The organism is Altererythrobacter sp. BO-6, from assembly GCF_011047315.1.
Taxonomy (GTDB): Bacteria; Pseudomonadota; Alphaproteobacteria; order Sphingomonadales; family Sphingomonadaceae; genus Erythrobacter.
Genome location: NZ_CP049259.1, coordinates 2918816 through 2938201 on the forward strand (window position 1 = coordinate 2918816; position 19386 = coordinate 2938201).

A 19386-nucleotide genomic window follows, 5' to 3' on the forward strand; every position below is an offset into this window, starting at 1 on the left:
CCGGGGAGGAGGAGGCGTGTCAGGCGAGTTCCTTCAACAGCGCGTCAAGCGTGGTGCCGAGTTCTGAAGGCGAGGGCGAAACGCGGATGCCTGCGCTTTCCATCGCCGCGATCTTGTCTTCCGCGCCGCCCTGGCCGCCCGAGACGATTGCGCCCGCGTGGCCCATGCGGCGGCCCGGAGGGGCGGTGCGGCCGGCGATGAAGCCGACCATCGGCTTCTTGCGGCCTTTCTTCGCCTGTTCCTTGATGAATTCGGCGGCTTCTTCCTCGGCGCTGCCACCGATTTCGCCGATCATGATGATAGACTTGGTTTCGTCGTCGGAAAGGAACATGTCGAGCACGTCGATGAAATTGGTGCCGTTGACCGGGTCACCGCCGATGCCGACCGCGGTAGTCTGGCCCAGGCCCACCATGGTGGTCTGGTGCACGGCTTCATAGGTTAGCGTGCCCGAACGCGAAACGACACCGACGCTGCCCTTCTTGAAGATCGAACCGGGCATGATGCCGATCTTGCATTCGCCCGGCGTCAGCACGCCGGGGCAGTTCGGGCCGATCAGGCGCGACTTGGAGCCGCTGAGCGCGCGCTTCACGCGTACCATGTCGAGCACCGGAATGCCCTCGGTGATACAGACGATCAGCTCCATCTCGGCATCGATCGCTTCGAGGATCGAGTCCGCGGCGAACGGCGGCGGCACATAGATGCACGAAGCGGTGGCGCCGGTGGCCTTCTTCGCATCGCCGACCGTGTCGTAGACCGGCAGGCCAATATGCTCGGTGCCGCCCTTTCCGGGGGTGACGCCCGCAACCATCTGCGTGCCATAGGCCAGCGCCTGCTGCGTGTGGAAGGTGCCGGTGTCGCCGGTCATCCCCTGGGTGATGACCTTGGTGTCTTTGTTTACGAGGATGGACATTCAGTCTCTCCTGAGAAGATTGGACAGGATAGCGATCAAGCCAGCGAGGGCTCAATGCCCTTGCACGCTTCGAGCAGTTCCTTGACCGCATCGACGCTGACCTGGAAGTTGGCCTTGGCTTCGTCGTCGAGGGCGATCTCGATCACTTCCTCCGCGCCGCCTGCGCCGATCACCACCGGTACGCCGACATAAAGGTCATCCACGCCATACTGGCCGGTCAGCTGCACGGCAGCGGGCAGGATGCGCTTCTGGTCACCCAGATAGGCTTCGGCCATGGCGATCGCGCTGGTGGCGGGGGCATAATAGGCGCTGCCGGTCTTGAGCAGGGCCACGATCTCGCCGCCGCCGCTGCGGGTGCGCTGGACGATCGCGTCGATCTTTTCCTTGGTCGAGCGGCCCATCTTGACGAGGTCATCCACCGGAATGCCCGACACGGTGGTGTAGTTGGTAACGGGGACCATGGTGTCGCCGTGGCCGCCAAGGACGAAAGCGTTGACGTCCTTGACGCTCACGCCGAATTCCCATGCGAGGAAGGTGGCAAAACGCGCTGAGTCCAGCACGCCCGCCATGCCGACTACCTTGTTATGCGGCAGGCCGGAAAATTCGCGCAGCGCCCAAACCATCGCGTCGAGCGGGTTGGTGATGCAGATCACGAATGCATCGGGGGCATGCTGCTTGATCCCGGCGCCGACCGACTTCATCACGCCCAGGTTGATGCCCAGCAGGTCGTCGCGGCTCATGCCCGGCTTGCGGGCGACACCGGCGGTGACGATGATCACGTCCGCACCGGCGATATCGGCGATGTCATTGGTGCCAAGGATATTGGCATCGAACCCTTCGATCGGCCCGCATTGCGCAATGTCGAGCGCCTTGCCCTGCGGCATGCCTTCGGCGATGTCGAACAGGACGATGTCGCCCATTTCATGCTTGGCGGCCAAATGGGCGAGGGTGCCGCCGATCATGCCGGCGCCGATCAGCGCAATCTTCTTGCGAGCCATTGGGGGGAGGGTCCTTTCCTCAAAATCGCGGGACGCATGCGTGGTCCTGGCCGCGAATGGCGCGTTCCCTAACGTCCCTGCGGGAAAACGCCCGGCCCTTCGTGGGTCGGACTAGGCCCCGCGAAAGGCGATTGCAACCGTGAATTGCCCCTATTCCGAGGGAATTTTCGCAAACAATTCGCAATAGCAATAAGTGCTGCCAAATTTGACAGTTTTGCTGCGAAGTCAGGATAAATCGGGAATGTCTGCAGCCCGATCGGGCCGCGCAACCGGTCAGCTGGCCTTGCGCACCGGGACGCCTTCATCGGCTTCCTGCGCCAGCAACATGGCGGCCAGGTAATCCGGCACCGGGCGGCTGAAGTGATAGCCCTGGCCCAGCGTACAGCCCGCCTCGCGCATCAGCTTGACCTGCTCGGGAGTCTCGATGCCTTCCGCCACGATTTCCATGTCGAGCGTCGAGCCCATTTCGGCCACGGCGCGGATGATCGCTTCGCTTTTCTTGCCGACATTGGGGCCGGACACGAAGCTGCGATCGATCTTGATCTTCGAGAAGGGGAAGGAGTTGATATAGCCCAGCGAGGAATAGCCGGTGCCGAAGTCATCCAGTGCGAAGCGCACCCCGATGCTGGCGAGCTCGTCGATGAACTCCGCCGTCGAATGGTTGTCTTCGATAAACAGGCTTTCCGTAACTTCCAGTTCCAGCCGTTTGGGATCGAGCCCGGCTTCGCGCAGCGCGTTCCTGATGCCCAGCGCGGCGCCCGGTGCGCGGATCTGCAGCGGGGAAAGGTTCACCGCCACGCTGACATGTTCGGGCCATTGCGCGGCGGTGCGCGCGGCCTGCGCGGTGATCCAGTTGCCCAGCGTAACGATGACGCCCGATTCCTCGGCCACCGGAATGAATTCGTCGGGCCGCATCTCGCCCTTTTCGGGGTGGAACCAGCGCACCAGCGCTTCGAACGCGCGGATCTTGCCCGTTTCCAGGTCAACCAGCGGCTGGAAGAAGATCGACAACTCGTCACGCAGCAGGGCGGCGCGCAATTCGCCTTCGATTTCGCGGCGGCGCACAAGGTGGCGGTTCATCGACGGCGCATAGAAGCTGGTCTGCGATCGGCCCGCGACCTTGGCATGGTACAGCGCGACATCGGCGCGCTGCATCAGCGTGTCTATATCCTCCGCATCTTCGGGCATCAGCGCCACCCCGACCGAAGCACGCACATCGAGCCGCGAATTGTCGAGCCTGACCGGGCGCATGATTTCGATATGGATTTCGCTTGCCAGCATTTCGGCGTGCTTGCGCCCTTCAATCGGGCAATAGAGCACAAACTCGTCACCGCCGAAGCGGGCGACGGTGGAACCTTCAGGGGCGACCTCGCGCAGGCGCTGGCCCACTTCGCACAGCACCTGGTCACCGGCGGGATGGCCAAGCAGGTCGTTCACTTCCTTGAACCGGTCAAGGTCGACCCAGAAAACCGCAGCGTGAGCGCCCGGCTCGATCGCCATCATGCTTTCGACCATGGCGTGGTTGAGCCCCGCGCGATTGGCGAGCCCGGTCACCACGTCGGTGCGGGCAAGATCGCGCATGGAGTCTGCCATGCGCGCGCTGTTTTCCGCCGCAGCGATTGAATTCTGCAAGATCTTGTAGACACTTAATGTGATCGACCACATCGCCGGGATCAGCAGCGCCATGGTCACGAACAGGGTGATGAAAGGGATAGTTCCGATCACCAGCGCGGCCGCCATGAGCGGTGCGAAGACCAGCACCAATTGCCCGAAGGCAATGCCCGGCCGCCCGGCATCGCGCGCGCAAATGCCCACGCCATAGCAGACCGCATTGGCAACCATCAGCACCTGCACGGCAGTGGCAGTCTGGTGGACGATCGTGAGCGCGGTGATGACTCCCAGGATCAAGGCGTAGCTGAACGCACCGATTTCCCAGACGAGCTCTAGCTTGCGCGTGCTGATTGCCCGCTCTTTGGTGGCAAGTTCGAACGCGGCGAAAACACGCGCGATGGCAATCACCGTCAGCAGGATGCAGCCGGCATAAAGTTCGGGAACCCCAGCCACCCAGGCGGCGATCGCCGACGAGGCGATGCCGTTGAACGCGCCGATCGCCAGGCTGGACGGCTGGGCGTAGAGCGTAGCCACAAGGGTACGCCGCACCTGCGCCGACAATTCGTCGGTTTTCGTGCGGAGCACTAGGCGGCGCCAAAAACCGCCGGGGGCTGTCGTCTCTGTCATGACCTTTGCGCACTAGCGCAAAGACGTCACCGAGCGGTTAATGCACTGCTTACCAAAACGGCTGATCAAATGAATAGCTGTATCAGGACCGATCCCGTCAGGCGCTGGCCGGGCGTTCTGCCGCTTCCATGCTGCGCGCGGCAACCAGCGCCATCCGCCGGTCGAGCAGGCGGCAGATGCCCAGCCACCGGTCACATGCAACGCGGTCGCCGGCCAGGAACGCCGCCTCGGCCTCTGCCCGCGCAGCATGTGCTGCGCCCAGGCCATGTACGGCGAAATGGCGCAGCGCTGTTTCCAGCATGGCCTCGCTGGCACCGCTCTCGGCATTGTCATTGGCCGAGTGGAGCGGTGCGTGCACAGCTAGTGCGCGCGCAAGCGGGCCTTGCCGCAGCTTGCGTGCAGCTTCGGAATTGGATTGCATTTGGTGCGACCTCGGGGGCGTTATCGTTGAAGAACGGCCGTTATAGCGCAGCCAGCCTAAAGCTTGGTTCTGCGAGAAGGTTAACCGGTCGTTTGCGCTGTTTTTCGAAGTGGCGAGCTACCGCAAGTGCGCTTGCAGCATGGCAGCGCGGCCTTTATCGCGGGCGATGAATGGGATCGAAATGCACCACGGCACGCATCGGGATTGGGCGGCCCGGAAAGCTTGCGCGCGCGTTGCTGGCGGCTGCGTCGCTGGCGCTGGCGGGCTGTGCCGCTGCGCCTGAGCGGGATGACAGCGCGGAGGCGGAATTCCCGCGCATTGTCAGCCTCAACCCCTGCATCGATGCGGTGCTGGTGGAACTGGCCGCGCCGGACCAGTTGCTGGCGATTTCGCATTACAGCCGCGATCCGGCGGCAAGCTCGATCCCGGCAGGCGTCGCGGCGCGCTATCGCACGACCGGCGGCACGGTGGAAGAAGTGCTGGCGCTCGATCCGGACCTGGTGCTGGCGTCGAGTTTCCTGCCGCCTGCGACCCGGACGGCGCTGGAGGATCTGGGGGTGGAAGTGGCTACCTTCGGGATAGCGGCCACGCCTGATGCGAGTATTGCCCAATTGCGCGAGATCGCCCGGCTGGCAGGGCGTGAGGCATCCGGTGAGGCGCTTGTCGCCGAGATCAAGGCCGCGCTGGCGGTAACCGGGGCATACCCTGACGAGCCCGCTCTCAGCGCCGTACTCTGGCAACCGGGCCAGATCGTCCCGGGTGAGGCGACACTGGTGAGCGCGCTGATGCGGCACACCGGCTTTGCCAGCCAGAGCGCGGCCCTGGGGATGGGGCAGGCCGATTACCTGTCGCTCGAACAAGTGCTGGCGAACCCGCCAGATGTCCTGCTGGTGGCAGGCGACGCGCCGGCCCAGCGCCATCCCGCGCTGCAGCAATTGCACGGCACGCGGATCGCCAGCTTCGATCCCTCGCTCATCTATTGCGGCGGGCCGAGCATGATCCGCGCGGCGGAGCGGCTGGCGGCGATCAGGGACAGTGCCACATGAACCGCGCCGCGCTTCTCTTTGCCGCGTTACTGATGGCGTTGCTGCCGCTTTCGCTGCTGGCCGGGCGGGTATGGATCGATCCGTTCGATGTTGCCGGCAGCGGCCCCAATTCCGTACTTATCCTGATGGAGCTGCGACTGCCGCGCGCGCTGCTGGCAGTGGTGATCGGCGCGGGGCTGGGGGCGGCGGGCGCCGCTATGCAGGGCTACCTGCGCAATCCGCTGGCCGATCCGGGCCTATTCGGGATCGCCCCGATGGCAGCGCTGGGCGCGGTCGCGAGCCTGTGGTTAGGCCTTTCGGCTGGCCCCTGGCTCTTGCCGCTGATGGCGCTGGCGGGTGCGGCACTCGGCATGGCGCTGTTGGCGCTGATCGCCGGGCGCACCGGCGGGATTGCGCTGTTCACCCTGGCTGGCCTGATGATCGCGAGCCTGGCCGGCGCGCTCACCGCGCTGGCGATCACGCTCGCCCCCAGTGCGTTTGCGATGAGCGAGATCGTGCTGTGGCTCAACGGCGCGCTGACCGATCGCAGCTGGCGCGAAGTCGCGCTAGCGGCGCCACTGGTTGCCGCCGGAATCGCGCTGCTGGCGCTGGCATCACGCCCGCTTGACGCGCTGACGCTGGGCGAGGCGGCGGCGCGTTCGCTGGGCGTGCGCCCAGGTGTGCTGCTGGCTTTGCTGGTGGGCGGTGTAGGCCTGACGGTCGGCGCCAGCGTGGCCGTGGCCGGGATCATCGGCTTCGTCGGGCTGATCGTGCCGCACCTCGTCCGCCCGCTGACGGACCGGCTGCCGTCCAGCCTGATCCTGCCCAGCGCGCTGGCTGGGGCCTGCCTGGTGCTCGCCGCTGACAGTATCGTGCGGATCCTGCCCCTGGTGACCGAGCTGCGGCTGGGGATTGCGCTCAGCCTGCTCGGCGCACCGTTCTTCCTGTGGCTGCTGCTGAAGATGCGACGGGGGCGGCTGTGATGCTGGTGGCGGAGCAGCTTTCGCTCGACCGTGGCGGCATGCGGGTGCTGGAGACAGTCAGCGCGGCGCTGGCACCGGGCCAGGTCACCGCGATCTGCGGCCCCAATGGTGCGGGCAAATCCAGCCTGCTGCTGGCATTGGCGGGGCTGATCGAACCGAGCGCGGGCAAAGTCACGCTGGCGGGCGAAGCGCATGCGGTGATCCATCCGCGGCTGCGCGCACTGCGGATCGGATATCTGCCGCAAGAGCCCGAGGTGGCGTGGGATGTCGCGGTCGAGAACCTCGTGCGGCTGGGGCGCATGCCCTATCGCGACCGGGGTGAGGCAGCGGTCGAAGCAGCGATCGCCGCGCTCGATCTGCAAGGCCTGCGCCATCGCCCGGTCTCGCGCCTGTCAGGCGGCGAAAAGGCGCGCGCTTTGCTGGCGCGGGTACTTGCGGGCGAGCCGCGCTGGATCCTGGCCGACGAGCCGCTCGCCGCGCTGGACCTCGCGCATCAGCAAGCGCTGTTGCGGCACCTGCGGGCGGCGGCGGCGCAAGGGGCAGGGGTGGCGCTGGTGCTGCATGACCTTGCGACCGCGATGAACCATGCGGACGGCGTGCTGGTGCTGAAAGAGGGAAAATTGCTGGCCGACGGGCCGCCAGGCGAGGCGCTGGCGCCAGATATCATCGCCAAGGGCTGGGGCATTTCCGCGCGCTGGATCGGCGAACCGGGCGCGCGGGCGCTGGTAGTTGTCTAGCCGCCTGGCGCGGCTATCTGGTAGGGAGGATCGTCATTTCTGCATTAGTTCCTACCACCAGCCAGTTGGCACCGCCAACCTCGACCGTCTGGACCGAGGTGACCGGGCCGATCAGGGCGATGTTGGAATAGCCGTTCTGTTTGAACAGGGCGATCACGTCTGCCGCCTCGGATTTCGTCTTGGTCGGAATTGCCTGTGCATCGCTCATTTGGTGCCTTCCTTCTTTTTCGCTTCGGCTTCCGCTGCCGCCTTCAGCGCATCGGACCATTCGGCGATGCCCTTCTCATAGCCATCGGGGTTGAGCAGAAAATACGTCTGAAAAGGAAACGCGTTTTCGCGGTTGGCATATTTGACGCACGCTGCACGATCGATACATTCGGGGCCGACCTGGCCTGCAGCATTGGCAAACGCCTTCCATCTTGCGTCCCATTGCGCTTCAGGCGTTTGCATCATCAGATTTTTCAGGTTCTCGAGAGCGACCCGATATCGCGCACTTAGGAGGGTTGCTCGAGACCTTGCCTCGGTCGCCTCTGAAAGACTCAAAATCTCGAGGGCTTCATCGTTCGCTTCTCCGAATAGCTGCCCGGAAGTTTTCACATCTTGCGCCGCTCGAGCTCGGATCACTTGTTCACACGTCGCTCTTGTCGTCCCGTCTGGATCGTACCTCTCCGATTGCAGATAGGTCATGCAGAACACCAGCGGCTCGTCGATCCCGGACCCAAGCACGATCTTTTCGACCGCTCCGGCAATGACCGCCGTCTGGACATCGCTCAGCTTGCGCTTTTCCTGATCGATCCCCCCGGCGTTGAAACTGCCCGCGTTGGTCGCGGCGGCAAGCCCGCCTGATAACGCGGCCAGCTGGCCCAGCACCGCATCCTCGCGCTTTTGTGCAGCCACCAGAGCTGTCTTCGCCTCGGAATGTTTGGCCTGGGCATCCTTGCACTTCTTGTGTTCAGACTTTGCGTCAGCTGGCGCATCTGCGAGTTCGCAGATCGGTTTGGCGCTGTCACCGCCATCCTTGGGATAGAGCGTGTTGGCTTCTGCCAGTTCCTTGGCCGCTGTCGCTACATCGGCTTCGCGCGCGGTGCGCTGCTCCTGATAAGTGTTGAGCAGCTTGACCAGTTCTTCCGATTGAGCCGCCGCCGCGCTCACGGCTGGCCCGCTGATCACCGTGGCAGGCGCCTTGACCACACCGGTAAGCTGTTCGATCGCCAGCAGCGCAACCACGGTGCGGTGGTCCCGCGCGGTGCGCATCAGGAATTCTTCCTTGTTGAGCGCGCCTGACAGCCACAATTCGCAGGTGCGATAGAGCATTTCGCGCAGCAGGTTGACGGTCTGCGTGCGTTCGATCGTGGCGGCTGTGCTGGCAAAGGCATTGGCCGCATTCACATCGTTCGATGTCGCGCCAAGCAGCCCCTTGAATGAGAAACTGCTGCCAAAGGCGGCAAAAGCATCGGGTGCTGCTTCGGCGCATACCATTATCTTCTCGTCTGGGTGTTCCACCATCACAAGATGCCGTTGCTTGGCATCGACGGTCATGACCCTGCTTTCGCCAGGTCCGGGCCAGGACCAGTGGACACTGTCCATCGCGGCGCAACCGGACAAGGCAACAATGCCTATGCCTGCAGCAAGTTGTCGCATGAGTTTCTGCACAATACCCCCCAGGCCCAAGTGCCGGACATGCGGAGAGGGCATGTCCGGCGGGGGCAAACGAACCCGACTTTGCGACCCGGATCATCCGCCCAAGGTGCGACCCGAAAGGCACGGGGATTGACTCGCAAAGAGGGGTTTTATGTGCCGGTTGGGCGGCTGGCGCGCGACTTCAGTTTTCCTGTAGACCCTGCGAGGGGGGTATACCCTTTGCAAAACCTGAAGTCCGGTCTAGCAATTAATCCGATGACGGTTGCCGAACTCGCGCATCCTTGCTTCTTGCATGAAACCGCATTGCATCCGGCGCGTTTGCACCCACATGGAAATCCTCGTTGTGGGCTGCACTCGCGCCTCACTTGACTAACCGGAACATTTGCGGAACACGCCCCTCATGGCCCTTACCACTATTTCCGTCCGCGGAGCGCGCGAGCACAACCTCAAGGGAATCGATATTGACCTGCCGCGCGATGCGCTGATCGTGATCACGGGGCTCTCTGGTTCGGGCAAGTCGAGCCTGGCCTTCGACACGATCTATGCCGAGGGGCAGCGGCGCTATGTCGAGAGCCTTTCGGCCTATGCGCGGCAGTTCCTGGAGATGATGCAGAAGCCCGATGTCGAACATATCGACGGGCTCTCTCCTGCGATCTCGATCGAGCAGAAGACCACCAGCCGCAACCCGCGCTCGACGGTGGCGACGGTGACCGAAATCTACGACTATATGCGCCTGTTGTGGGCACGGGTGGGCGTGCCTTACAGTCCTGCGACGGGAGAGCCGATCAGCGCGCAAACCGTCAGCCAGATGGTCGACCGGGTGATGGCGCTGCCCGAAGGGACGCGGCTCTACCTGCTCGCGCCGGTGGTGCGCGGGCGCAAGGGCGAATACCGCAAGGAACTGGCCGAATGGCAGAAGGCGGGCTTCACCCGCGTGCGGATCGACGGCGAGATGTACGCGATCGAGGACGCGCCCGCGCTCGACAAGAAGTACAAGCATGACATCGAAGTGGTGGTTGACCGGATCGCGGTGAAAGCGGGCCTCGAAACGCGGCTTGCCGACAGCTTCGAGCAGGCGCTCAAGCTGGCCGATGGGCTGGCCTATGTCGATCTGGCCGATGGCGTGGTGCCCGGGCGCGAAAGCGAGGGCGAAGCGGGCGGCGCGATGAAAGGCGCCGGCATCCCCGCCAACCGCATCGTCTTCAGCGAGAAGTTCGCCTGCCCGGTCTCCGGCTTCACCATCGAGGAGATCGAGCCGCGCTTGTTCTCCTTCAATGCGCCGCAGGGCGCCTGCGCCACGTGTGACGGGCTGGGCGAGAAGCAGCTGTTCGATCCGCAGCTGGTGGTGCCGAATGAAGCGCTGACGCTGAAGCAGGGCGCGGTGGTGCCCTGGGCCAAGTCCAACCCGCCGTCGCCCTATTACATGCAGGTGCTGGCGAGCCTCGCCAAGGCTTACGACTTCGACCTGACCACGCCTTGGAACGAGCTCGAGCCGGACCAGCGGATGATCATCCTCCACGGCACGGGCGGGATGCCGGTGCCGCTCACCTTCAAGGACGGGCGCAAGGAATACACCGTCACCAAGCCGTTCGAGGGCGTGATCGGCAACCTCAACCGGCGGTTGCTGCAGACCGACAGCGCGTGGATGCGCGAGGAGCTCAGCAAATACCAGACCGCGCAGCCATGCGAGACCTGCGGCGGCAAGCGCCTCAACGAGAAGGCGCTCAGCGTGAAGGTCGCGAGCACTGACATCGCCACCCCGGTGAAGATGAGCGTGGCCGATGCCAAGGCCTGGTTCCTGGGCCTCGAGGCGCAGCTGACCGATACCCAGCAGCAGATCGCCCGCGCGATCCTGAAGGAGATCAACGAGCGGCTGGGCTTCCTCGACAATGTCGGCCTCGACTACCTCAACCTTGACCGCACCAGCGGCACGCTGAGCGGCGGTGAGAGCCAGCGCATCCGCCTCGCCAGCCAGATCGGCAGCGGCCTGTCAGGCGTGCTCTACGTGCTCGACGAGCCCAGCATCGGCCTGCACCAGAAGGATAATGACCGGCTGCTGGAAACGCTCAAGCGGCTGCGTGACCTGGGCAACACGGTGATCGTGGTCGAACACGACGAGGACGCGATCCGCACCGCCGACCATATCGTCGACCTTGGCCCCGGCGCGGGCGTGCACGGAGGCGAAGTGGTGGCGCAGGGCACGCTGAAGCAGATCCTGAAAGCCAGGGGCAGCCTCACCGCCGACTATCTCAACGGTACGCGCGAGATCACGGTGCCCGCAACCCGCCGCAAGGGCAACGGGCACAAGCTCACCGTCCACGGCGCGCGCGCCAACAACCTGAAAGACGTCACCGCCAGTATCCCCTTGGGCACCTTCGCTTGCATCACCGGCGTATCGGGCAGCGGCAAGTCCAGCTTCACCATCGATACGCTCCACGCCGGCGCGGCCCGCGCATTGAATGGCGCACGCGTGGTCGCAGGCGCGCATGACAGGATCACCGGCCTCGAATATTGCGACAAGGTGATCGAGATCGACCAGTCGCCGATCGGCCGCACGCCGCGCTCCAACCCCGCCACCTACACCGGCGCCTTCACCCAGATCCGCGACTGGTTCGCGGGCCTGCCCGAAAGCCAGGCGCGCGGCTACAAACCGGGGCGCTTCAGCTTCAACGTCAAGGGCGGCCGCTGCGAGGCGTGCCAGGGCGACGGGCTGATCAAGATCGAGATGCACTTCCTGCCCGACGTCTACGTCACCTGCGAGGAATGCCACGGCAAGCGCTACAACCGCGAAACGCTGGAGGTGAAGTTCAAGGGCCACTCGATCGCCGACGTGCTCGACATGACGATCGAGGATGCGGAGGAGTTCTTCAAGGCCGTCCCCCCCATCCGCGACAAGATGCATATGCTGAACGAGGTGGGGCTGGGCTATGTCAAGGTGGGCCAGCAGGCGACCACGCTGTCCGGCGGCGAGGCGCAGCGGGTGAAGCTGGCGAAGGAGCTCAGCAAGCGCAGCACCGGGCAGACGCTCTATATCCTCGACGAGCCGACCACGGGCCTGCATTTCGAGGATGTCCGCAAGCTCCTCGAAGTGCTCCACCGGCTGGTGGACCAGGGCAACAGCGTGGTGGTGATCGAACACAATCTGGATGTGATCAAGACGGCGGACTGGATTCTCGACCTGGGGCCGGAAGGCGGCGTGCGCGGGGGTGAGGTGGTCGCGCAGGGGACTCCGGAGGCGGTGGCGGATGAGCCGCGGTCATTTACCGGGCAGTATCTCGCCAGCGTGCTAGCGAAGCAGAGCGAAGCTGCTGAATAGCGCTGACACGGCGAGCGACAAGCGAGCCGCAAGGGCGGAAGCGAAGTCGTAGACGCAGCTGACCAAAGGTCACCTGCAAGGCCGCCGCGCCTTATGGCGCGGAAGCCGAGCGAACGGACGTGCGCGCTGGCGTTTGAAGCGAAACAAAAAACAAAGCGGCGGAGTAATCCTCCCCGCGTCGGGGGAACCGAAGGTGACGCGTAGCGTCAGCGGCACCACCCGAAGGGTGGTGGAGGGGCACGTTCGGACGCAGCCAGACCTAACCCGTCACCCCGGACCCTGAGCCGGGGTCCAGCATCGCGCTTATATGAAGGCACGCGCGATCTTGGCAAATACCTTTTTGAATTCCGAAAGATCTGAATCGGGAATATCTTGCGAAGTAAATTCCTCGAGATACTTCTTCTTCAATGTAGCCTTTGCATTTCGGCGTGCGTTTGAATCTTGGGATCCTAACGCGACCACAATCTCAAAATTGTCGGCAAAAACTTTTTGCTTCACGGATGCTGGTAAAAGTCCTTCTATGCAGTCAGTCCCCGCTCCCGCAATGCCAATTGCCGAAAAATCCCTGTCCTGTTCAAGCCCTATTCTCTCAAGAGCTTTCTTGACATCAAGCTCGGCGTCAAGATCATATGTGATGTAGACACGCGAGAAGCGATTTATCATGAACTGAAGAATAGAAGTGTTCTTAAGTGCGTCCTTACCACCATAATCCACAACCTGAACATCAACTGGAATCTGATAGATGTTCGGGTATTTTGACCTGATGTGCTCAAAATAGGCTCTGTCGATATCTCCCTCAACGAGGACTACCTTAGGAGCATGGGTCCCAAATAGATTGCTCCAATCGCCAAACTCTTTGGGAACAATGCCTAGGTTATCGGCGAATGGCAACATCCATCTGTCACCGTCGGTGGGTATGATCACTGTCTCTTTAGGCACATTCCGAAACATCTTACGTTCCAACAGATAGTTGGCAGATGGATCGCTTTGATTCAGCATGTATGGGCTGTGCGTGGTCACCACTATCTGCAAATCCAATTCCGAAGCCAACTCATTGAGCATTTGGCCAAATTCAGACTGAGCTGATGGATGCAAAAAACTTTCAGGCTCTTCTACAATGAAGACTGGCGTTAAACGGTTCTCAGCGCTTTCGACTGATCGCATCCTCATTGCTTCCAGAACCGAAATCAATATTCGGGTACGGTTCTGGGTGCCTGCGCCCCAATCTCTAAGGGAGATGTCAACTCGTTTGTCCGTCAACTTTATCGCCAGAGGGTATTTGGAAGCTTGACCACTACTGAGAGATGTCAACTCGACTTGAAATTTGTCACTCAGTCGACCAAGAAGCTTGTCTAGATCTTCCTTATGCTGCTTAGCGGCTCTTTTGACCGTATTCTGGAACCGAGTTTGCGCTTCCGAAATACGCTTCCTGTCATCGGCCGAAAATTGAGTCTCAAGAACTTCTGCGTATCCGCTGCCTCCATAATAGACTGATCGATAATCGTGCGTCGAGTTATGAACAATTAGATTGGCGGATGCCTTGAACTTCTTTTGGATTTCCCTTGCCGTTTGGGTATCAAGCCTGTGCCCGTCTATTGAGCAATCCAGGATTTCGGCACCGCCCTTCTCAAATGTTTGCTTTAGTGATACGACGATATCGTCCGCTATGATCTTAACTGGGCTAAATTTATCGACGAAAAAGTAAAGTTCTGAATCATCATACCTATTTAGGTCAACATCTATCTCAATCGACATACTATCTACATCTTGCCATTGCGTCACGTCTGATGAAAAAGAGACTTCATTTCGTCTATAAAAATACCTATACTCTTCACTATTATCAAGGAAATGCTGGATAATTGATATTATTGTGGATTTTCCTGCATTGTTTCGACCTGACAGGGCGCAATAATTTGGGCGAAATTCAATCTTGAAGTCCTCGAGCGTGCGATATGCTTGTGCGCGTACTGCTACGATCTTCACGCAATTTCCCCCCAATTAGAGCAACTTGAGAAAATCCGATTATCTCATTGAATGCAAATTTGAGGCAATCATTTATTGTAGTTCAATTGGGGATAAATACCGCATTTAGGTATTGGATACGTTATGTAAGATTAGCGGTGTATAGCGCTCCTGTCCTACACGCCCCTTCATGTATAAATAGCTCGGTTCCCTCCAACTCCCCCGCAGGAGCGAACCATGAATGCCATTACCCAAATCTCAGAACCGCAGTCGCTTGAAGCTGGACCCCGCATCGGGTCTTCCTACGGAAGAGCTTCGCTTCCCGGGGTGCCGCACAATGAGGAGAGGAGCACGATCTTCTCCCCTGAGGCCCAGGGCATATTCCTCGAGCACCTTTCCACCGGCGGCAATGTGCGGCTCGCCTGCCGGGCCTGCGGCGTTTCCCCGCAAACCGCCTATCGCGCGCGGCGCAAGTCGCCCGCGCTCGCGGCGCTGTGGGATGCGGCGCTCGTCTCCGCCCGCGTCCATGCCGCCGATGTGCTCGCCAATCGCGCGCTCGACGGGTGGGAGGAGGCGGTGTTTTATCACGGCGAGGAAGTGGCGCGGCGCACCCGCTATTCCGACCGGCTGCTGCTGGCGCATCTCGCGCGGCTCGACCGGCTGGCCGAATGCGCAGAGGTGCGGGCGGCCGAGGCGCTGCTCGACGGGGCGATCGACACCTTGCGCAAGGGCGAGGAGCTGGAGGAGGCGGTGTGCGGGCAGCTCTCGGCCCGTGCTTCCCGCAGGAGCGCATAATGGGGAGAAAAACAATCCCTTGGACTGTGTTCCATGTGTTCCATCCCCGCCCTCAAGCAGCGCAGCGGTAGGGCGGAAAGGGACGCCCAAAACCCCTCCCGCAAAACCCTGCCCGGACTGTGGCGGGATGTGCGCCACGCCCTATGCCGTTCTGGGGCCGGACGATTGCGACTTCTACGACAACCGGATGGCGCGGATGGAGGCGGCGCGGCCCGCGGGCGCGGCGGATGCGTGGACGGTGGCGGTGCGCGCCGGGCTCGATCCCGCGAAGGTCGCGGATCTGCAGCTCGAAGCGTTCGAGGCCGAGGGGCACGAGTGGTGGCTGGTCACCAGCGATGCGGAAGTGATCGAATCGGTCCTCTACAATTACCCCGAAGAACGGGTGGCGAATGCGCCTGATGCGGGCGATTGATCGACTCGCTGCGCGCGCGTAAATTGCGGCCTGGGGCAGGGGTGCCCCAGGGAGAGGACGCATGAAAACGGGGATGGGATTGGCGCTGGCAGGGGCTCTGGCGGCGTTGGCGGGGCTGGGCGCGGCGGGCGCGGCGGGCGGTGCGGCGGCGCAGGACCGCGGGCAGTTCGCCTATGTCGGGACGAGCCTGTTCGGCGAGTACGAAAGCGGGCACAAGGGCGCGGGCGAGGATGCCAGCGCGGACTTTTCCGCCGAGATCGACCTGAAGGCGGGGCGGATGTGTTATCTGCTCGAAGGCGAGGGGCTGGACGAGGTCATTGCGGCGCATATCCACGAAGGCGGCAAGGACCAGAACGGGCCGCCGGTGGTGACGCTGGAGATGGTCGGCCCCAAGGGTGACGATGTCTGCGTGGCGGTGGACAAGGAACTGCTCGACCGGATCGCGAAGCGGCCCGAACGCTATTACGTCAATATCCACACCAAGGCCTTCCCCGAAGGCGCGGTGCGGGGGCAGCTGGGGGAGTAGCGGTTCTCGGTCAGGCGCCGGATAGCGCCATCAGCTGCGCCAGGCCTTCCTGCTCCTCGGCGGAGAGTTCCTCGGCAATGCCGCAGCGCGGATCGGTTTTCTGCAGGGCGCGGATCATCGCGTCATTGATCGGGATCGGGTCGCAGCCATGGTCGGTGCTGCAGATCATGTCGAATTCGGGTGCGGCCTTCTGGTGGCACTCGAGGCAATTTCCGCCGAAGCGGTTGACCACGTCGGCGTGGCCGCGCTTGCGGATCGCGCTGCCGGCGGGGCCGACGTCGAGCTCGAAGAATTCCCAGTCGTTGGTTTCCTTGCTGAAGCCGGGCGCGCGCTTGACCATCGCTTCGCCGGGGACGAGCTGGACCACGGAGCCGACCGGGAAGGTGCCGCCGGTTTCGGACCTGGCGACGGCGATGGTGCCCTCGAGGTCGCCGTCGAGATTGGCGACGAAGAAGCGATCGACCGCGGTCATGTCGCGGATGCAGCCGAAGGTGGCATCGGTGATGGCGTCGCTGGCGAGCTGCTCGGCGGCTTGTTCGGCCGGCTTGGCGCAAGCGCTGAGCGCGAATGTCAGCGCGGTGGCCATCAGAAGCTGGTGTGGTGTGCGGCGCATGGTGATCCTCCCCTGAAGAGCGGGGAAGGTGCGGTGGTTGTGGCGGGATGTCAAACGGTGAGTGGTGCCGCTTAGCCGGACAGCAGCTCCAGCGTCACTTCGCCGCTGCCGGCGCCGATCAGGCCAAGCTCGGTTGCGGCGGCCCGGCTGACGTCGATCACCCGGTTTCCATGGAAGGGGCCGCGGTCATTGATGCGGACGACGACGCTGCGGCCATTGGCGCGGTTGGTGATCCGGACCATGCTGCCGAAGGGCAGGGTGCGATGGGCGGCGGTCATCGCGTGCATGTCGAACGCTTCGCCGCTGGCGGTGCGGCGGCCGTGGAACCGCTTGCCGTAAAACGAAGCGCGGCCGGTGCCGAGGGTTTCGCTGACGGAGCTGGCGGGTTGCTCGATCGGCGGCTCGATTGCTGTGAGATCGACCGCGCTCGGCGGATGATCGTGCGGTGCCGGATCGACCGCCAGCGGCGCGAATGATGTGTCAAAATCGGCCGGGCCTGGCGTGCCGGTATCCCGTGCCTGCACGCTGCCAGCGAGCAGCGCGAGCGCGGCCATGGCAAGCAATGGGCGATGCCCTTGTCGAGAACGCTCCCGTCCCATGCGTTCGCTTTACATCGCGTGCAGTCGCTGTGGCAAATTTCGCCTGTGCAAACCGGCGCAAGCTTCGCGGGTTTCGCCGACAACGGTGCAGATTCCGCGATCAGTTGAAACGGAAATAAAAGGAGAATCGCTTGCGGTGTTCAGCCAGTTTCTGTTCGGACAAAGCAAATGGGGCCGACATTGCTGCCGACCCCACTCTCACCAGCGCGTGGTCTTCTCTTCTGGCGAACCTTCCAAGAAGCGCTTGGCGCCCGATGTCTAATCCTCCAACGGGTTGGAGGGTTTCGTCACCGGCGCTCGCGCCGGCATCCGGTTTCGCTTTTCAGCTGGTCCTACCTGTCCTGGCCGAAGCCATTCCTGGCGGTGCCTGCCTTCCGGCGATACCGAGACCATTCCCCTTTTGGCGGCTACCTTTCTCAAACGGCTGGATTTCGCCTCAGCGTCTTCCCTCCATCGATCGGCAACCAGGTTCCTGGCCTTACCGGTGGATCTGCGATCGCGTTCTCCTCAATCAACCGCTCTTGCTTCCGGCTTTCGCCTTCGTCATGACCGGTCTCAAAGACCGCGTGGACAATCACCACCGCGTCGGATGTTCTGAGAAACTCTCGTGAAATCAACTCCTTGGAGCCAGATTTCCGGTTGGGTTTCTCTCCCTTCCGATGTTTTGAGACTGCGCCTTCCGACTGAGTCGCGCAAGTTTGGCAAGCCCGAGTTTTCCACTTTTCCTCAGAACAGCTGTGGACGAGAGTGGATAACTCAACGCTTCATCGCAAAAATAGGATGCCTTCGCTGCAATCGCGCCACGCGAGCCATTTCAGGTGCGTCATTTCTTGCGATCGCGCTGCGCCAAAAGGCGCAGGCGAAGCGCGTTGAGCTTGATGAAGCCCGCGGCGTCTTTCTGGTCATAGGCGCCCGCATCGTCCTCAAAGGTCACATGCGCTTCGGAATAGAGCGAATTGGGGCTCTTGCGGCCCACCACGCTGGCCAGCCCCTTGTAGAGCTTGAGCCTCACGGTGCCTGTCACCTTCTCCTGCGACAGGTCGATCGCTGCCTGCAGCATCTCGCGCTCGGGGCTGAACCAGAAGCCATTGTAGATCAACTCGGCATACTTCGGCATCAGCTCGTCCTTGAGGTGCGCTGCCCCGCGATCGAAGCGTGATCTGCTCGATCCCGCGATGCGCGCGGGCGTAGATTTCGCCGCCCGGGGTCTCGTACATGCCGCGGCTCTTCATGCCGACAAAGCGGTTCTCGACCAGGTCGAGCCGGCCGATGCCGTGCTTGCGGCCAAGGTCGTTGAGCGCAGCCAGAAGCGTTGCCGGGCTCATCGCTTCGCCATTCAAGGCAACGCCGTCCCCGCGTTCAAAGTCGATGGTGATGTATTCCGGCGTGTCCGGCGCATCTTCAGGATGGTCCGTTCGCGAATAGACGTAATCCGGGGTTTCTTCCCACGGATCTTCCAGCACTTTGCCTTCAGACGAGGTGTGCAGGAGGTTGGCGTCGGTCGAGAACGGACTGTCGCCGCGCTTGTCCTTGGGCACCATGATCTGGTGCGCTTCGGCCCAGGCGATCAGCGCGGTACGGCTGGTGAGGTCCCATTCGCGCCACGGGGCAATCACCTTGATATCCGGATCGAGCGCATAGGCCGAAAGCTCGAAGCGCACCTGATCATTGCCCTTGCCGGTGGCACCATGGGCAATCGCATCGGCGCCGGTTTCATGCGCGATTTCGACCAGGCGCTTGGAAATCAGCGGGCGAGCGATCGAAGTGCCCAGCAGATAATCGCCTTCATAGCGGGCATTGGCGCGCATCATCGGGAACACGAAATCGCGCACGAACTCCTCGCGCAGATCCTCGATGAAGATGTGCTTGTCCGGAATGCCCATGGCGCGCGCCTTGGCGCGGGCAGGCTCGATCTCCTCGCCCTGGCCAAGGTCAGCGGTGAAGGTCACGACCTCAAGCCCGCGCTCTACCTCGAGCCATTTTGCAATCACGGAGGTATCGAGACCGCCGCTGTAAGCAAGAACTACGCGTTTGATATCGGACATTGCAGTTACCCCGGGGAAATTCGCCGCGCGACTATCAGGCGTGTGGGTCTTGTGCAATTGCGAATAGGCCGACCGGTAACGCGCGTTCGGTCCGGGCACGATGGAACACATGGAACACGGTTCATGCGAAGAAAAATGCTCGGCAAGATCGCCATGCCGATCCGT

General features: G+C 62.4%; 16 protein-coding genes and 1 pseudogene. 7 read left to right on the top strand and 10 right to left on the bottom strand.

The genetic code is table 11. The features are described from left to right. Window positions 1-19 precede the first annotated feature (19 nt). From sucD to G6N82_RS14260, 4 genes are all read right to left on the bottom strand, one after another. A complete protein-coding gene (gene sucD, locus G6N82_RS14245; protein WP_165197552.1) occupies window positions 20-910 on the bottom strand; it encodes a succinate--CoA ligase subunit alpha in 891 nt (296 codons plus the stop codon). Between the two features lie 35 nt (window positions 911-945). Further along, window positions 946-1908: a malate dehydrogenase gene (gene mdh, locus G6N82_RS14250; RefSeq protein ID WP_165197554.1), complete on the bottom strand. Its 963-nt coding sequence runs from the start codon at window positions 1906-1908 to the stop codon at window positions 946-948. 273 nt (window positions 1909-2181) lie between these two features. Beyond that, the gene (locus tag G6N82_RS14255) at window positions 2182-4104 is read right to left on the bottom strand and encodes an EAL domain-containing protein (protein WP_241255125.1); all 1923 of its coding nucleotides are present in this window, start codon (window positions 4102-4104) and stop codon (window positions 2182-2184) included. A 139-nt stretch (window positions 4105-4243) separates the two neighbouring features. Next, window positions 4244-4567, bottom strand: coding sequence for a hypothetical protein (locus G6N82_RS14260; RefSeq protein WP_165197558.1), 324 nt, complete (start codon window positions 4565-4567; stop codon window positions 4244-4246). A gap of 170 nt (window positions 4568-4737) precedes the next feature. Here G6N82_RS14260 and G6N82_RS14265 point away from each other — a divergent pair, with 170 nt between their 5' ends. The 3 genes from G6N82_RS14265 to G6N82_RS14275 are packed head-to-tail and all read left to right on the top strand — an operon-like array spanning window position 4738 to window position 7312. Continuing rightward, window positions 4738-5613, top strand: coding sequence for an ABC transporter substrate-binding protein (locus G6N82_RS14265; RefSeq protein ID WP_165197560.1), 876 nt, complete (start codon window positions 4738-4740; stop codon window positions 5611-5613). After that, complete coding sequence (locus G6N82_RS14270) at window positions 5610-6575, top strand: iron ABC transporter permease (protein ID WP_165197562.1); 966 nt, start codon at window positions 5610-5612, stop codon at window positions 6573-6575. The genes G6N82_RS14265 and G6N82_RS14270 overlap by 4 nt, the downstream gene beginning before the upstream one ends. A 38-nt stretch (window positions 6576-6613) precedes the next feature. Next, window positions 6614-7312 carry an ATP-binding cassette domain-containing protein gene (locus G6N82_RS14275; RefSeq protein ID WP_241255275.1) on the top strand — a complete coding sequence of 233 codons (699 nt, stop codon included), beginning with the start codon at window positions 6614-6616 and terminating at the stop codon, window positions 7310-7312. A 13-nt stretch (window positions 7313-7325) separates the two neighbouring features. Here G6N82_RS14275 and G6N82_RS14280 read toward each other — a convergent pair whose 3' ends face one another. Continuing rightward, on the bottom strand, window positions 7326-7520 hold the full coding sequence (locus G6N82_RS14280; protein WP_165197564.1) for a hypothetical protein: 195 nt from the start codon (window positions 7518-7520) through the stop codon (window positions 7326-7328). Then, window positions 7517-8851, bottom strand: coding sequence for a hypothetical protein (locus G6N82_RS14285; protein ID WP_165197566.1), 1335 nt, complete (start codon window positions 8849-8851; stop codon window positions 7517-7519). Before G6N82_RS14285 ends, G6N82_RS14280 begins: the two co-directional genes overlap by 4 nt. Window positions 8852-9353: 502 nt before the next feature. Between G6N82_RS14285 and uvrA the strand changes: the two genes are divergently transcribed. After that, the gene (gene uvrA, locus G6N82_RS14290) at window positions 9354-12269 is read left to right on the top strand and encodes an excinuclease ABC subunit UvrA (RefSeq protein WP_165197568.1); all 2916 of its coding nucleotides are present in this window, start codon (window positions 9354-9356) and stop codon (window positions 12267-12269) included. A 303-nt stretch (window positions 12270-12572) separates the two neighbouring features. Here the strand turns inward: uvrA and G6N82_RS14295 are convergent, their stop codons facing one another. After that, window positions 12573-14252 carry an AAA family ATPase gene (locus G6N82_RS14295; protein WP_165197570.1) on the bottom strand — a complete coding sequence of 560 codons (1680 nt, stop codon included), beginning with the start codon at window positions 14250-14252 and terminating at the stop codon, window positions 12573-12575. Between the two features lie 216 nt (window positions 14253-14468). Between G6N82_RS14295 and G6N82_RS14300 the strand changes: the two genes are divergently transcribed. The 3 genes from G6N82_RS14300 to G6N82_RS14310 all read left to right on the top strand — a co-directional run bounded on the left by G6N82_RS14300 (window position 14469) and on the right by G6N82_RS14310 (window position 15964). Further along, window positions 14469-15026, top strand: a complete 558-nt coding sequence (locus tag G6N82_RS14300) for a hypothetical protein (protein WP_165197572.1) — start codon at window positions 14469-14471, stop codon at window positions 15024-15026. Window positions 15027-15153: 127 nt separating this feature from the next. Beyond that, a complete protein-coding gene (locus tag G6N82_RS14305; RefSeq protein ID WP_165197574.1) occupies window positions 15154-15438 on the top strand; it encodes a hypothetical protein in 285 nt (94 codons plus the stop codon). A 61-nt stretch (window positions 15439-15499) separates the two neighbouring features. Beyond that, the gene (locus G6N82_RS14310) at window positions 15500-15964 is read left to right on the top strand and encodes a CHRD domain-containing protein (RefSeq protein WP_165197576.1); all 465 of its coding nucleotides are present in this window, start codon (window positions 15500-15502) and stop codon (window positions 15962-15964) included. 10 nt (window positions 15965-15974) lie between these two features. Here G6N82_RS14310 and G6N82_RS14315 read toward each other — a convergent pair whose 3' ends face one another. The 3 genes and pseudogenes from G6N82_RS14315 to G6N82_RS14325 form a co-directional block, all read right to left on the bottom strand. Beyond that, window positions 15975-16577 (bottom strand): cytochrome P460 family protein, encoded by a 603-nt coding sequence (locus G6N82_RS14315; RefSeq protein ID WP_165197578.1) that lies wholly within the window; start codon window positions 16575-16577, stop codon window positions 15975-15977. Between the two features lie 71 nt (window positions 16578-16648). Beyond that, window positions 16649-17176, bottom strand: a complete 528-nt coding sequence (locus G6N82_RS14320; protein ID WP_241255126.1) for a septal ring lytic transglycosylase RlpA family protein — start codon at window positions 17174-17176, stop codon at window positions 16649-16651. Window positions 17177-17999: 823 nt separating this feature from the next. Continuing rightward, window positions 18000-19221, bottom strand: a pseudogene (locus G6N82_RS14325) (argininosuccinate synthase). Between the last annotated feature and the right edge of the window lie 165 nt (window positions 19222-19386).

Bases quoted from the DNA above. Each gene is read 5' to 3' on its own strand.
- sucD (WP_165197552.1), bottom strand. From the start codon at position 910: ATGTCCATCCTCGTAAACAAAGACACCAAGGTCATCACCCAGGGGATG.
- mdh (WP_165197554.1), bottom strand. From the start codon at position 1,908: ATGGCTCGCAAGAAGATTGCGCTGATCGGCGCCGGCATGATCGGCGGC.
- G6N82_RS14260 (WP_165197558.1), bottom strand. From the start codon at position 4,567: ATGCAATCCAATTCCGAAGCTGCACGCAAGCTGCGGCAAGGCCCGCTT.
- G6N82_RS14265 (WP_165197560.1), top strand. From the start codon at position 4,738: ATGGGATCGAAATGCACCACGGCACGCATCGGGATTGGGCGGCCCGGA.
- G6N82_RS14270 (WP_165197562.1), top strand. From the start codon at position 5,610: ATGAACCGCGCCGCGCTTCTCTTTGCCGCGTTACTGATGGCGTTGCTG.
- G6N82_RS14275 (WP_241255275.1), top strand. From the start codon at position 6,614: ATGCGGGTGCTGGAGACAGTCAGCGCGGCGCTGGCACCGGGCCAGGTC.
- G6N82_RS14280 (WP_165197564.1), bottom strand. From the start codon at position 7,520: ATGAGCGATGCACAGGCAATTCCGACCAAGACGAAATCCGAGGCGGCA.
- G6N82_RS14285 (WP_165197566.1), bottom strand. From the start codon at position 8,851: ATGACCGTCGATGCCAAGCAACGGCATCTTGTGATGGTGGAACACCCA.
- uvrA (WP_165197568.1), top strand. From the start codon at position 9,354: ATGGCCCTTACCACTATTTCCGTCCGCGGAGCGCGCGAGCACAACCTC.
- G6N82_RS14300 (WP_165197572.1), top strand. From the start codon at position 14,469: ATGAATGCCATTACCCAAATCTCAGAACCGCAGTCGCTTGAAGCTGGA.
- G6N82_RS14305 (WP_165197574.1), top strand. From the start codon at position 15,154: ATGTGCGCCACGCCCTATGCCGTTCTGGGGCCGGACGATTGCGACTTC.
- G6N82_RS14310 (WP_165197576.1), top strand. From the start codon at position 15,500: ATGAAAACGGGGATGGGATTGGCGCTGGCAGGGGCTCTGGCGGCGTTG.
- G6N82_RS14315 (WP_165197578.1), bottom strand. From the start codon at position 16,577: ATGCGCCGCACACCACACCAGCTTCTGATGGCCACCGCGCTGACATTC.
- G6N82_RS14320 (WP_241255126.1), bottom strand. From the start codon at position 17,176: ATGGGACGGGAGCGTTCTCGACAAGGGCATCGCCCATTGCTTGCCATG.